This window comes from Myxococcus sp. RHSTA-1-4, assembly GCF_020037125.1.
Classification (GTDB): domain Bacteria; phylum Myxococcota; class Myxococcia; order Myxococcales; family Myxococcaceae; genus Myxococcus.
Genome location: NZ_JAIQDG010000004.1, coordinates 202,772 through 216,611 on the forward strand (window position 1 = coordinate 202,772; position 13,840 = coordinate 216,611).

11 protein-coding genes are annotated in these 13,840 nt (G+C 70.0%); 6 read left to right on the forward strand and 5 right to left on the reverse strand.

What is annotated here, in order from left to right; all coding sequences use genetic code 11:
• Positions 1-18: 18 nt before the first annotated feature.
• The 5 genes from K8638_RS08510 to K8638_RS08530 form a co-directional block, all read right to left on the reverse strand.
• Complete coding sequence (locus K8638_RS08510) at positions 19-2,139, reverse strand: carbohydrate binding family 9 domain-containing protein (RefSeq protein ID WP_223753931.1); 2,121 nt, start codon at positions 2,137-2,139, stop codon at positions 19-21.
• Positions 2,136-3,434 carry an MFS transporter gene (locus tag K8638_RS08515; protein WP_223753932.1) on the reverse strand — a complete coding sequence of 433 codons (1,299 nt, stop codon included), beginning with the start codon at positions 3,432-3,434 and terminating at the stop codon, positions 2,136-2,138. Before K8638_RS08515 ends, K8638_RS08510 begins: the two co-directional genes overlap by 4 nt.
• A complete protein-coding gene (locus tag K8638_RS08520) occupies positions 3,431-4,060 on the reverse strand; it encodes a hypothetical protein (RefSeq protein WP_223753933.1) in 630 nt (209 codons plus the stop codon). Before K8638_RS08520 ends, K8638_RS08515 begins: the two co-directional genes overlap by 4 nt.
• A 1,163-nt stretch (positions 4,061-5,223) precedes the next feature.
• Complete coding sequence (locus K8638_RS08525) at positions 5,224-5,472, reverse strand: PqqD family protein (RefSeq protein WP_223753934.1); 249 nt, start codon at positions 5,470-5,472, stop codon at positions 5,224-5,226.
• A gap of 262 nt (positions 5,473-5,734) precedes the next feature.
• Positions 5,735-6,628, reverse strand: coding sequence for a 1,4-dihydroxy-2-naphthoyl-CoA synthase (locus tag K8638_RS08530; protein WP_223753935.1), 894 nt, complete (start codon positions 6,626-6,628; stop codon positions 5,735-5,737).
• Positions 6,629-6,778: 150 nt separating this feature from the next.
• Here K8638_RS08530 and K8638_RS08535 point away from each other — a divergent pair, with 150 nt between their 5' ends.
• The 6 genes from K8638_RS08535 to K8638_RS08560 all read left to right on the forward strand — a co-directional run bounded on the left by K8638_RS08535 (position 6,779) and on the right by K8638_RS08560 (position 13,835).
• Positions 6,779-7,204 (forward strand): hypothetical protein, encoded by a 426-nt coding sequence (locus K8638_RS08535; RefSeq protein ID WP_223753936.1) that lies wholly within the window; start codon positions 6,779-6,781, stop codon positions 7,202-7,204.
• A 262-nt stretch (positions 7,205-7,466) separates the two neighbouring features.
• Positions 7,467-9,818 carry an ethanolamine ammonia-lyase subunit EutB gene (gene eutB / locus K8638_RS08540; RefSeq protein WP_223753937.1) on the forward strand — a complete coding sequence of 784 codons (2,352 nt, stop codon included), beginning with the start codon at positions 7,467-7,469 and terminating at the stop codon, positions 9,816-9,818.
• 110 nt (positions 9,819-9,928) lie between these two features.
• The gene (gene nth, locus K8638_RS08545) at positions 9,929-10,561 is read left to right on the forward strand and encodes an endonuclease III (RefSeq protein WP_223753938.1); all 633 of its coding nucleotides are present in this window, start codon (positions 9,929-9,931) and stop codon (positions 10,559-10,561) included.
• 85 nt (positions 10,562-10,646) lie between these two features.
• On the forward strand, positions 10,647-11,951 hold the full coding sequence (locus K8638_RS08550) for a DUF418 domain-containing protein (protein WP_223753939.1): 1,305 nt from the start codon (positions 10,647-10,649) through the stop codon (positions 11,949-11,951).
• A gap of 136 nt (positions 11,952-12,087) precedes the next feature.
• Positions 12,088-12,657, forward strand: coding sequence for a hemerythrin domain-containing protein (locus K8638_RS08555; RefSeq protein WP_223753940.1), 570 nt, complete (start codon positions 12,088-12,090; stop codon positions 12,655-12,657).
• Positions 12,654-13,835: an NnrS family protein gene (locus K8638_RS08560; protein WP_223753941.1), complete on the forward strand. Its 1,182-nt coding sequence runs from the start codon at positions 12,654-12,656 to the stop codon at positions 13,833-13,835. Before K8638_RS08555 ends, K8638_RS08560 begins: the two co-directional genes overlap by 4 nt.
• Positions 13,836-13,840 lie beyond the last annotated feature (5 nt).

Consider the following 13,840-nt stretch of genomic DNA (forward strand, 5'->3'; position numbering starts at 1 on the left):
CGGGGCTCTCCGGCGGCTTCAGTACGTGAAGGAGACTTTCGAGAGGATGCGGCGCTCCTGCGCGCCGTTGAAGGGCTGGTCCGAGTAGACGAGGAAGATGTCGCTCCACTGGCGGTAGTGCCAGCCGAAGACGGCGTCCACCAGCGTGCCCTTCACGTTGCTGTAGTCGGCCAGCTCGTGCACCTTGCCGTGCTGCAGGGTGAGGCGGGTGTAGAGGTTGGGGTTGAACTGGTAGCGGAGCTGGGCGTAGCCGCTCCACGAGTATCCGGTGCCGGAGTCGCCATACAGCTCGCTGTTCTCCGGGACGTCCTCGCTGCGGCTGTAGAAGCCGCTGAGGCGGGCCTGGAAGCGAGGTCCAACCTTGAGGTTGAGCGCGCCGTTGACGCCGCGCACCGGGCCGCCCAGGAAGCGGCCGCCGAAGGCCGTGAGCGTCAGGCTCTGCCAGTCGTTGGGGAAGAGGATGAAGCCGCCCGTGGCCACCCGGTCCTCGAAGCCCTCGTTGTCGTCGTGCACGTAGTCCGCGTAGAGGGCGAAGTTGTGGTGCAGGTAGGGCTGGAGGTTGAAGCGCTGCCGGTAGCGGGTGCGCACGTGCTCGTGGTTGCGCCGCCAGAGGGTGTCCCAGGTGATGTTCACCTGCGGCAGGAAGCGCAGCTTGGGGAACGGCGTCAGGTACAGGTGCGTGTTCCAGCCCTGCTTGTCGAGCACCGGCGTGTAGCCCAGCGGGTTGGCGTACCGCGCGCCGATGTCCTCCAGGTGGATCCAGAACTCGGAGTTGGTGTCGAAGCGGTGGATGGCGAACTTGTACGCGTCCGAGTCCTTCGAGCCCGCCACGTCGCTCCAGCTCTTCAGCGCCTGGGCCTGGATGAAGATCTCCTCCCAGATGTGGATGTTGGCGTCGACGCCCGTGGTGCGGAACCAGCCGTACTTGTCGCCGTAGCGGCTGACACCGATGAGGTTGATGGCCGAGCGCTTCCCGATGTCCTGCTGGAGGCGGATGATGCCGGAGTTGAGGTTCTCCTTGATGTTGGTGCCGTCCCCCGGGTCGTCCTTGTGCTGCACGTCGAGGAGCGCGAAGCCCAGGCCGCCCACCTTGCCGGTGAGCTGCGCGCCGCCGAGCACCTGGTCATGCGGCTTCATGGCGATGCGGCGGGACGTGAAGATCTTGATGGGCGCCAGGAAGAGGTGCTCGCTCTCCACGAAGAAGGGCCGGCGCTCGGGCAGCAGCGGCTCCTCGGTGTCCAGCAGCAGCCGGTCCTGGTCCGCCTCCACGTCGGAGAAGTCCGGGTTGACGGTCAGCTTCAGCGCCGCCCAGGGCACCGGGTCCAGGCGCGCGTCGAAGCCGGCCTTGGGCCGGAACATCTTCCGGTCCTCGGTGGTCTGGAGCGCCAGGTCCGTGGCCACGTACGGGGTGACGCTCCACTTGCGGCGCCCCTCGATTCCCTTGAGGCCCGTCAGGTGCGGGAAGCGGCTCACCTTGGCGCTGTTGACGCCGTCGGGCGTCCAGTTGCTCCACTCCTGGGTGCGGGCCTGCTCGCGGTCCAGCATCAGGCCGAACGTCATCTCCTCCTTCTCCGGGAACTGGAAGTTGGCGAAGGGGATGCGCACCTCGGCAATCCATCCGTCATCGACGATGGTGGACTTGGACTCCCACTCGCCCGCCCAGGAGGTGGTGAAGGCCTCGCCGTCCGCGACGATGCGCCCGTCGGTGCGCACGCCCAGCGGGTTGGTCCAGAAGTAGTACGCGTTGCGGTGGTCCTGGAAGGTGTCCAGCATCACCGTGATGTTGTCCTCCTGGTGGAGGAAGCTCTCGTTCTGGACGCTGTAGGCCGTGATTTTCGACGGGTCCTTGTCCAGGCAGTGGAAGAGCACGTACAGGTTGTGCTTGTCGTAGAGGATGCGGACCCGGGTGTCGTCACGCGCGGGCTGCCCGTAGTCGATGCGCGTGAGGTGCCAGCCGTCGACCTCCGGGGCCGTCTGCCACACGGCCTCGTCCGGCTTGCCGTCGATGGTGATGGGGTCGGGCGTGAAGGTGGCCTTGTAGTTGTAGTGCTGCTTGTCCGCGGGTGAGTCGGCGAGGGCCAGGGTGGGCAGACACGCGCCGAGCAGCGCGGCGCCCCAGACTCGGGTTGAGGTTTTCATCCGGGCTCCTGGGATGGGGTGAGGACGGGGGTGTGGGGCACTGCGGCCGGCGCGGTTCGGTCCGGTGCCCAGGCCATGGCGACCAGGGACAGGAGCAACGCGCCGGAGGACAACAGGAAGGCACTGGACAGCCCGGCGTTCCGGGCGACGAAGCCGTAGCTGAGCGGGGCCAGGACCTGGGCGAGCGCCGCGCACGCGCCCAGCGCGCCCAGGAAGCGGCCGCGCTCCGGGGCCGGGGCCACCTCCACCACCACCGCCTGCGCGGAAGGACGGTGCAGGCCGTCCGGCACCGCCAGCAGCGCCCAGGCGGCCACCATGACGGCGAGGCCGTACGGCGCCGGCAGCCACCCGGCCAGCCCGAGGACGGTGCTCATCAGCACCATGCCCGCGAGCCCCGCGAGGATGAGCCCGTTGCGCCGGGGCAGCGCGTCCGACAGCCGCCCGCCGAAGGGCTGGGCGAAGGCGTAGACGAGCCAGGAGACGGAGACCAGCGGCCCCACGGCCTCGGGCGGCGCGCCCAGCTGCTGCGCGTAGAGCGGGATGTAGATGGGGAAGAGGTTGAGGGAGAAGGCGAAGAAGAACTGCCAGGCGAACAGCCCCACCAGCCGCGGCGAGCTCCGCATGTAGTCCAGCGGGGCGCGCACCGCCTCCAGCGCCGTGCGCAGGTGGCCGCCGGACGCGCGCGCCTTCGGGGCCTCGCGCGCCGGCTCCTGGAGGCGCAGCAGGAGCAGGCTGCTGACGAGGAAGAGCGCGCCGGCGAGGAAGAAGGTGTAGCGCGTGGACAGCCAGCGGATGACGGGCGCGGAGGCCCACAGCGCCACCACGAAGGTGAGGCTGCTGGTGGCGTCCAGGAGGGAGAAGATGGTGGCGCGCTTCTTCGACGGCGCGAAGTCCGCCACCAGCGCGCCGTTCACCGGCTGCGCGCTGCGCGCCAGCAGCAGCTTGAGCGACAGCGCCGCGGCCAGCGGCAGCGGGTGAGAGAACAGCGCCATCAGCGGCACCAGCAGCGAGGTGACCAGCGACAGGCCCACCACGAACGCCTTGCGGTTGTAGCGGTCCGACAGCGCCCCCATCACCGGCTGCAGGAAGATGGGCACCAGCGAGCCCGCCGTGTACACCAGCCCGATGCCTTGCAGGTCCAGCCCGCGAGACTGGAGATAGAGCGGCATCACCGGGTTGAGCAGGCCCCCGGCCACCGTGCCCACCAGGCCGGACACGAGCAGCACGCGGAGGTTGCCCAGCCCGCGCGACAGCTCGTACATCTCGCGCACCGCGCGGACGCCCCGGGCAATCATGCCGCCCCCCCTCCGGCTCCCCTGGTGGCCGCGGCATCCTGACGGAGCGGCAGCGCGCCCAGCACGGCCTCGGCGCCCGCGGTGAGGCTGGGGACGGGGCGGACATCCAGCGACACGAGCGGCGCGGCGTCCCACTGGCTGCCGGCGGGGACCCACACCGGCACGCGCCCGGCGGCCGGGTGGACCTGGCGCACATAACCATCCGCCACCACCAGCTTGCCCTGGAGCTTCTCGAGCGGCGCGGCGAGGAGTGCGTCCCCCGCGTCCAGCGCCACGCCGGTGGCCAGGAAGGGCGAGGGCAGCTCGCGCCCGGCCAGCAGCGCCACCCACGCGACGAACAGCGGGAGGGACGCGCTGCGCCCGTCGAGCAGCACCCTGCGGCCCCGCACCGACACGAACAGGTCCGTCTCGTCCCAGGGCAGCGCGTAGCGCCCGCGGCCCACGGCCGCCAGGTGGCGCAGGTGCTGCTGCCAGACCGGCGCGTAGCCGGTGTCCCGGGACAGGTCCACCCAGAGCCGCCCTTCCCCCGGGCGCACGGACACGTCGACGGACACGGCGCGGAACAGCGGGGCGCCCTGGAGGTCCGCCTGGGTGAGCAGCAGGAGTGGCGTGGAAGAAGAAGTCACGGGACGGGAAGGAAGAAAGGAAGGGATTGGGAAACCACGGGCGGGCCGCGCCGCTGAGGGTGCCGCCCGCCCGCGAGCCGCGACTACTCCACGGTGCGCGTGTCGGTGGACACGGTCATGGTGCCGCCGCAGGAGCACTTGTCGGACGACGCGGCAACGCGAACGACCTGAGCCTTCACGTACATGGCGAACCTCTTTCGGGTGTGGGGTTGAGGGTTCCGCGAACGACACGGGCGGGGAGGAAGCCCTCCCCGCCCGTGGTGAGAACTACTCCGCGACCTGCACCGTCGCGGTCATGGTGCCGCCGCAGGAGCACTTGTCGGAGGAGGCGGAAACGCGAACGATCTGGGCCTTGACGTACATGTGTGGACCTCTTTCGGTGTTGCGGGTTGAGGGCTTTCGCCCGGCACGACGACTGCGGAACTGCAACCGCGTGGCGACTACTGGATGACCGTGGCGGTATCGACGGACATGGTGCCGCCGCAGGAGCACTTGTCGGACGACGCGGAGACGCGGACGATCTGGGCCTTGACGTACATGTGTGGACCTCTTTCGGTGTTGGGGTTGAACCCGCACGCGCGCCGATGAGCCGGAGCGCGCACGGGGCACTACGGGCGACACGGCGCGAAGGATTTCTTCGCGCCGCACCGTCACTACTACTCGAGCACCCTGACAGTGGTCATGGTGCCGCCGCAGGAGCACTTGTCGGACGACGCGGCAACGCGGACGATCTCGGCCTTCACGTACATGGTGGACCTCTTCGATTTCGGGTGTGGAGACACACCTCTCCCGTTCCGGCGAGCCGGCTGATGCGGACGAGGTGCTGAGAGGGATTGGAGCGAAGAGGAAATCCTCCCCGCCCGGTAGTGATTCGGGTTACCGCGCGGAGACTACTCAGCGACGGTGAGCACCGTCATGGTGCCGCCGCAGGAGCACTTGTCGGACGACGCGGAGACGCGGACGATCTGGGCCTTGACGTACATGGTGAACCTCATCGGTGTTGGGTTGGGCCTGTGCAGTGAAACACCTCGTTCCGCGTCACAGGCTTCGTGTGTGTTTCACAAGGCGAAACACACACAGCTGGCGGTTCTTCGCGCAAGGCGCGGCCATGGCCAGACAGGCCAGGGAAGAACCTGATGCGTTACATTGGGTGGGGGGACGTCTCAGGAAACTCCGGACGCCTCGCAGAGTCCGAGCTCCAGGAACTGAGCTACAGTACTCTGAACGTCCTCGGCGATTTCATGTCGCGGAGCAGATGCGCCCAGATTGCTGGCGAGCGCATCCACCGCGGCCTCGAGCGTGCTCCCGCTACGGCACAGCTCGAAGATGCGAGCGGCGGTTTCGTTTACCCGGAAGACTTCGCCACCTTCGGTGTCCAGGAGGAAGTACGCGTCCTGCTGCTGCTGGACCATGACACCGGCCACTGCTCGTGGAAGGACCAAGGTGCGTTCTCCTGGTGATCGCGGCACGCCCGGACTCCTTCTTGAGCCCCCTGAGTCCGTTTTGCACCGCGCTCTGTATTTCCGTGTTTCTAAATCCTTCCATTCACATAGTCAATACCTCACGGACTCGAGGTTCAGAAATGACCTCAAGTCCGTGAAATCACAGGCTGAAACAAAGAGGCGTTTCAGGTGACGCGCCGCATGAAACGCGATGAGCCAACGCGCGGACGCGTCAGTACGTCCAGGGGAAGCGCTTGAAGTCGCGCTTGCGCTTCTGCACGAAGGCGTCGCGGCCTTCCTGTGCCTCGTCGGTGCCGTAGGCCAGGCGCGTGGCCTCGCCGGCGAAGAGCTGCTGTCCCACCATGCCGTCGTCGGGGAGGTTGAAGGCGTACTTCAGCATCTTGATGGCGGTGGGGCTCTTCGTGTTGATCTCCGCCGCCCAGTCCAGCGCGAAGTCCTCGAGCTGCGCGTGTGGCACCACCGCGTTGACCATACCCATCTGGTGGGCCTCGTCCGCGGAGTAGTTGGCACCCACGAAGAAGATTTCGCGCGCGCGCTTCTGGCCTACCTGCCGGGCCAGCAGCGCGGAGCCGTAGCCGCCGTCGAAGCTGGCCACGTCCGCGTCGGTCTGCTTGAAGACGGCGTGCTCCTTGCTGGCGATGGTCATGTCGCAGACCACGTGCAGGCTGTGGCCGCCGCCCACCGCCCAGCCCGGCACCACGGCGATGACGGCCTTGGGGAGGAAGCGGATCTGCCGCTGCACCTCCAGGATGTGGAGCCGGCCCAGACGTGCCGGGTCGGACTCACCTTCCTCGCCCTCGTACTTGTAGCCGTCCTTGCCGCGGATGCGCTGGTCCCCACCGGAGCAGAAGGCCCAGCCTCCGTCCTTGGGCGAGGGCCCGTTGCCGGTGATGAGCACGCAGCCCACGTCCGTCATGAAGCGCGTGGCCTCCAGCGCGCGGGACAGCTCGTCCACGGTGCGGGGGCGGAAGGCGTTGCGCACCTCGGGCCGGTTGAAGGCGATGCGCACGGTGCCCTGGTCCACCGCGCGGTGGAAGGTGATGTCCTTGAACTTGAAGCCCTCGACGGGCTTCCAACGGGCCGGGTTGAAGATGGCCGAGACCATGGCTGTGTCACTCTGGGAAAGAGGTTGAACGGCCGCGGACGGTAGGCCCGGTGCCAGCGTCCGTCCAGGGAAGCGCGCGCTGCCGGCACTCCGGGTGATGGCCAGCTTCCGCCGTGGCGGGGCGTGCGGCCGCGCAGGGGGTGGCAGCGGATGAAGCGCAAGAGCGTGGGGTTGCTCGCCGGGCTCCTGCTGGGCGCCCAGGCGGTGGCGTGGGGCTCCCCTGCCCTGCCGGCCCAGGAGCGACCACCGGCCGCGCAGGGCGAAAGCTCCACTCCGGCACTCCCCGCCGGGTCCGACACCGAGACTCCCGAGGGTGAGCAGAAGGAGCTTCGCGGCCGGGTGCTCGGGGCGAGCCCGGGCGTCCTCTATATCGAGAGCGAGCGCGGGCCGGCCGTCCCCCTGCGCGTCACGCACGCGACGCGCCTGGACGGCAGGCGCATCCCGAGGGAGCAGTCCGTCGAGGCGTTCCTCCGCCGGTCGCTCCCACCCGGCACGACGGTCCGCGCCACCTTCGACGTGCGCACGCACCCGGACGGAATGCCGGAGAACGTCGCCAGCGCCGTGGACACGCCGTAACCACCGGCCGCGAGGCCCCCGGAGGGCCGCCACTCGCACCGCGAGGTCCGCGTCCGCCCGGAATCCGACAGGGAGGTACGAGACGCACTGTCCGGCGCTCGCGGCCCGGCTCCGCCCGCCGGGCCTGTAGGCGTCAGCTGCACGTCATTGTCCCTGGATGCCGGGTTGTCGGTGCTTGCTGGATGCACGGAGCATGTCCGGATGACGCGCGGGGGAAGGGAGGCCGGAGCCTCCTGGAGCGCGTCACAAGCGAGGACAGGACATGGCTTCGGGACCTCGGTTCCTTTTGCACCGGCGCACCGTGCTGGCCGCGATGTTGGGCGGCACGGCGGCGTCCCTGCTGGGCTGCGGCAAGGACTCCGCCGTGGTCCGCCCACCTCCGGGCCCGCCGCCCGAAGGAGTGCTCATTCCCGAGGTGCGTCCCGGCGAGGACGTCTTCGGCTACGTCCAGCGCGTGAAGGGCGCCTTCGACGAGACGCTCTACAAACAGGTGCTGGGCGCCGCCAACGCCTTCAAGGAGGGCGACGCGCTGGTGGGCGTGGCCGCGGCGGACGACGCCTCGCGTGAGAATGCGCGGCGGCTCCTGGAGAACACGCGCCTGGTGGACCTGGAGGGCCACCCGGTGCGGAAGGACCAGCTCCACGCGCTGCTGCTGGAGACGGAGGACCGCGTGGCGGCCGCCGCCGCGGAGGGCTGGACGCTGGGCCGGCTGAAGCAGTTCCTGCTGGAGAGCGACGAGGCCGCCATCAAGTCCCTCATGCCGGGCCTGGGCAGCGACGTCATCGCCTGCGTCGTCAAGCTGATGAGCGACGAGGAGCTCATCGCCGTGGCCCGGAAGGTGTTCAACCCGCTGCCGGGCAGCAACCTCGGCGCGCGGGGCTACCTGGGCGCGCGCATCCAGCCCAACTCGCCCACGGACAACGTGGACGACATCCGCTGGCAGGTGTTCGACGGCTTCGCGTACGCGGTGGGCGACGTGGTGCTCGGCTGCAACCCGGTGTCCTCCGCGCCGGAGTCGGTGGGCGCCATCGAGTCCGCCCTGCACGAGTTGCTGGTGACGTTCGGCCTGGAGGACGTGCTGCCCCACTGCGTGCTGGCCCACATCGACGTGCAGGCGGAGGTGGAGCGCCAGCAGCCCGGCAGCACCGGCATCTGGTTCCAGAGCATCGCCGGCAGCGACACCGCCAATGGCACCTTCGACATCTCCGTGGAGAAGATGCTCGGGTACGCGGACGGCCGCACCGGGAAGTACGGCCTCTACTTCGAGACGGGCCAGGGCGCGGACTTCACCAACGGCCATGCGCACGGCTACGACATGGTGCTGCACGAGTCGCGAAAGTACGGCTTCGCGCGGGCGCTGACCCGGCGCGTGGCCCGGGCCCAGGAGCGCGCGGGCCGCGCCGCCGCGCCGTGGGTCCACCTCAACGACGTGGCGGGCTTCATCGGTCCGGAGGTGTTCCGCACCCGGGAGCAGCTCGTGCGCTGCTGCCTGGAGGACATCGTCATGGGCAAGCTGCACGGGCTCACCATCGGCCTGGACGTCTGCTCCACGCTCCACATGGACGTGTCGCTGGACGACCTGGACTGGTGCCTGGAGCGCATCATGCCGGCCAACCCGGCGTACCTCATGGGGCTGCCCACCAAGAACGACCCGATGCTGGGCTACCTCACCACCGGCTTCCAGGACCACGTCCGGCTGCGAGAGCGCTTCGGCTACAAGGTGGAGGACCGGATGTGGGCCTTCTTCCAGCGCCTGGGCGTCATCGACTCGGAAGGCCGGCCCACCGAGCACTTCGGAGACCCGCTCTGGGTCTACCTGCAGTACCTGCGCGCGAAGGGCGACACACGGCCCGAGGCGGACATCCGCGCCGAGGGCACCCTGAGGCTCGAGGAGATTCGCGCCCGGGGCGTGGCCATCGCCCGGGGGCATGGCGCGAACCCGTGGGACCTGGAGCCCGCGCTGGAGACGGAGTTGCGCCGCGTCTACGCGGACTCCAAGAAGAGCCTGTGGACGGAGCTGACGCAGTCCTTCATCACCACGGTGCCGGATGGCGTGCGGCTGGTGACGAAGTCGAAGGACCGCACGGAGTACATCCTCCACCCGGACACGGGTGAGCAGCTCGACGCCGCGTCGCTGGACGCGCTGCGCTCGCTGCGCGCGCGGCACGGTGGCCGGTACGACGTGCAGCTCATGGTGTCCGACGGGCTCAACGCGCTGGCCATCATGGACGACGGGCAGCTGCTGCCCTACCTGGACGCGCTGCGCTCCGCGCTCACCACCGCCGGCTACACCGTGGCCCCGGAGCACCTGCTGCTCACCTCCGGCCGCGTGCGCGCCGGCTACCGCGTGGGCGAGGCGCTCTACAGCGGCCTGGGAGACCCCGCCACGCACCGCGCCATCATCCACGTCATCGGCGAGCGTCCCGGCACGGGCCACCACACCTTCTCCGCGTACATCACCGCCCCCACCGCCGAGGTCTGGTCCCAGGCGGGCCGGGTGGACCACAACATCACCCGCGTGGTGTCCGGCGTCGCGCTCACCGCGTACGCGCCGGCGCTGGCCGCGCCAGAGACGGTCCGCCTGCTCCAGCAGCTCGCGCCCCGGGGCGGCTGACCCCGCCCACACACGAGGAGGACGGAGGCTCCACGGGGTGCCGGCGCGGCGCGCGGAATGCGTGACGCGTGTCAGACACCCCAGGTAGGTTTCTGGACAAGCGAGCCACCATGAAACCCGCCGAGAAAATCCCCGTCCTCCTCGAGCGCCTCCGCGAAGCCCACCCGGACGCGCGCTACGAGCTCAACTGGTCCACCCCCTTCGAGCTGCTCGTCGCCACCATCCTGGCGGCGCAGTGCACGGACGAGCGCGTCAACCGCGTGACGGCCACCCTCTTTCCGAAGTACCCGGGCCCGAAGGCGCTCGCGGAAGCGGACACGGCGGAGCTGGAGGAGGACCTCAAGCCCACGGGCTTCTACAAGCAGAAGACGAAGTCCGTGCAGGCCATGAGCCGCGCGCTGCTGGAGGACTTCGGCGGCGAGGTGCCGCGCACCGTGGAGGAGCTGGTGACGCTGCCCGGCGTGGCGCGGAAGACGGCGAACGTCGTCCTCAACACCGCCTTCAACCTGCCCTCCGGCATCATCGTCGACACCCACGTCGCCCGCGTCAGCCAGCGCATGGGGCTGACGAAGCACGACAAGCCGGACGTCATCGAGCAGGACCTGATGAAGCTGGTGCCCCAGGAGCAGTGGACCTTCTTCGGTCCCGCCACCGTGCTCCATGGCCGGTACACCTGCACGGCGAAGAAGCCGAAGTGCGAGGAGTGCATCTTCAAGGACCTCTGTCCGCGCATCGGCGTGTGACCGGTTGCGGGACATGATTGTCCGCTCATGGGACGCATGAGCGCAGGGAATACAGGCAGCCGGGCTCGGGTTCGGCCGCGCTGACATGAACCCAGCTCCTTCCGCCGGTCCCATCGAGTCCAGCGAGCGTCTGGCGCTGCTCGACACGCTGCGGGGCTTCGCGCTCTGCGGCGTGTTCGTCTCCAACGTCATGATGTGGTTCAGCGGCAGGACCTTCCTGCCGCGGCCCCAGATGGAGGCGGCGTTCGCGAACGCCTCGCTCCCGGACACCGTCACCCTGCAAGCCTTCATGCTGCTGGTGTCCGGGAAGTTCATCACCCTCTTCTCGTTCCTCTTCGGCCTGGGCTTCGCGGTGCAGCTCGGGCGCGCGGAGGACCGGGGCGCCTCCATCGTCCCGGTGTACTCGCGGCGGCTGGTGGTGATGCTGGTGATGGGCCTCGCCCACCTGTTCCTGCTCTGGTACGGCGACATCCTCAGCACGTACGCGGTGCTGGGCCTCGGGCTGCTGCTGCTCCGGAAGCGCTCGGACCGGACGCTGCTCATCCTCACGGCGGTGCTGGTCCTCGTCTGGCCCATCATCGGCATGGCCATCCTGCGGCTGCCGCAGCTCCTCGCGGAGACGCCCGAAGCCGGCGCGGCCATCGCGAAGGCGGCCGCGGAGCGCTCGGCGGCCATCAAGGCGGAGGCTTTGGCGGCATTCTCGGGAGGAAGCTGGTGGGACGTGGTGAGGTCAGGCGGCAACTTCTATGTGCGCGACTTCCTGCCGATGATTGCCGCCACCATGCTCGCCACCTTCGGCCGGTTCCTGCTGGGCCTGGTGGCGGGGCGCCGCCGCATCTTCCATGACGCGCACCAGCACCTGCGCCTCTTCCGCCGGCTGCTCGTCTGGGGGCTGGTGGCCGGAATCATTGGCAGTAGCACCGGGCTGGTCTTCCAGCAGCTCATGATGCGGAAGATTCTCACCCCGGAGACCCTGCCCGTGTGGCTGCCCCTCGCCATGGCGCCGCTGCGGCACGTGGGCGAGCTGGGCTTCGCGGCCGTCTACGTGTCGGGCCTCACCCTGCTCTTCCAGCGCGCCACGTGGCAGCGCCTCCTGGGAGTGCTGGCGCCCGTGGGCCGCATGGCGCTGACGAACTACCTGTCGCAGACCGTCATCAGCCTCTTCATCTTCTACGGGTACGGCCTGGGGCAGATAACGAAGCTCGGCCCCGCCGCCTGCGCGGCGCTCTGCCTGCCCATCTTCGCGGTGCAGGTGGTGTGGAGCCACCTGTGGCTGTCGCGCTTCCGCTTCGGCCCCGTGGAGTGGGTGTGGCGCTCCCTGACGTACGGGAAGGCCCAACCGATGCGCCGCGACACCTACACGGCACACCGGGCGCCCACCGCCGTCTGAGAGGGAGAGCTCCCTCCCGGCGGCGCATGACCTGCGTGACCTTCCGGCGGGCCGCAGGTTCTGCGCTCGAGGGACGTGCCCCGCGCTCGTACCCGGGGCTGGCGCCCGCGTTGCAGGACACGGAGCTGGAGACGCCATGCACATCCAGCTTCGCTTCAAGCCCGCCGAAGCCGCACCCGAGGACGCCTTCCAGCTCCTCCTCGAGTGTCATGTGCGGATCCGCGAGTTCTGCCTCGTCGCGCTGAGGCTCGCCCGCCAGGTGGAGGCGCCACCGCACGAGCGTTCAGAGGCCGCCGGACGTCTGACGCGCTACTTCACCGAGGCGCTTCCCCGGCATGTAGCGGATGAGGACGAATCCCTGGCGCCGCGGCTGCTCCAGGCCGGCCTCTCTCCAGCGGGCCGGGAGGCGCTCGCGGAGATGTCCCGGCAACACGCGGACATCGAAGCCCTGCTGGCGGCGCTGCTCCCCGTCTGGAGCGAGCTGGCCGCCGCGCCCGGGCGACACCCGGCGCTGGCGCCGGAGCTGGCCGGGGACAGCGAGCGGCTCGCGGCACGGCTCGAGGCGCACCTGTACCTGGAGGAGCAGTCCCTCTTCCCCGAGGCCCGGAAGCTGCTCCCGCCCGAGGAAGCACGCGCGGTGCTGGCCGAGATGCGCGCGCGGCGGGCCCCGGGGACGAGTCCCCGAGGCAAAGGAGGAGAGCCATGATGATGCCCCCGTCCTCGTCCAAGCCCGAGCCCGTGTGGCGCCGGGAGCCGTACCGGTTGTTCTTCCCGCTGGGCGTGGTGCTGGGCCAGGTGGGCGTGGTGCACTGGCTGCTGTACGCCCTGGGCGTCGACTCCACGTGGCGCTCCACGTCGCACGCGCTGACCCTGGTGCAGGGCTTCATGCTCTGCTTCGCGCTGGGCTTCCTCTACACCTTCATCCCCCGCCGCACGGGGACGGAGGGCCCGTCGGCCGCGCGGGTGGGCGTCTCCCTGTTCCTGCCGGTGGCCGTCACCGCGAGCGCGTGGTGGGAGGCCTGGTGGCTGACGGAGGCCTTCTTCCTGGCGCAGCTCGGCGTGCTGCTGTCCTTCATCGTGCCGCGCCTGCGCGCACCGGGGCCGGGCCGCACGGTACCGGAGGGCATGGTGTGGGTGCCCATCGCCCTGGGCCTGGGCGCGGCCGGCGCGGTGCTGACGGCCGTGCCTCCGGGAATGGGGCCGCCCTGGCTGCACGCCCTGGGCACGGGGCTGCTGCTCCAGGGCCTGTTCGCGGGGCTGGTGCTGGGCGTCGGCGGCATGTTGCTGCCCATGTTCCTCCACGGCGAGCCCCCGGGCGTGGCCACCGGAGCGCGGCGGCGCGTGAGGCAGGGCCTCCACGTGGCCGCGGCGCTCTGCTTCGTGGCGAGCTTCCTCGTCGAGCCGCTGGTGTCCTCGCGGTGGGGCCATGGCCTGCGGGCCGTGGTGGTGGCGGCGGCCCTGGTGGGGCCGACGCGGCTGTGGCGCGCGCCGTCGCAGTCCGGGCTCCACCGCTGGCTCATCTGGGCCTCCGCGTGGCTGCTGCCGCTGGGCTACTCCGCGGTGGCGCTGCGGCCCGAGCTGCGCACGGCGGGGCTGCACGTCGTCTTCCTCGGCTGCTTCGCGCTGATGGCGCTCGCGGTCTCCACGCACGTGGTGCTCGCGCACGGCGGGCACGGCAGGCTGCTCATGGGCCACCCGTGGCAGGTGGGGACCGTGGGCGCGCTGATGGGGGTGGCCATGGTGGCGCGGCTGCTCGTGCCCTTCACCGCCGGACACTTCACGCTCTGGCTGGGCATCGCGGCGGCGGCCTTCCTCGCCGCGACGGCGCTGTGGGCCTTCTTCCTCGTCCCCCTCTCTCTCGGTGAGCCCACGCCCCACGCGTGAGCTGG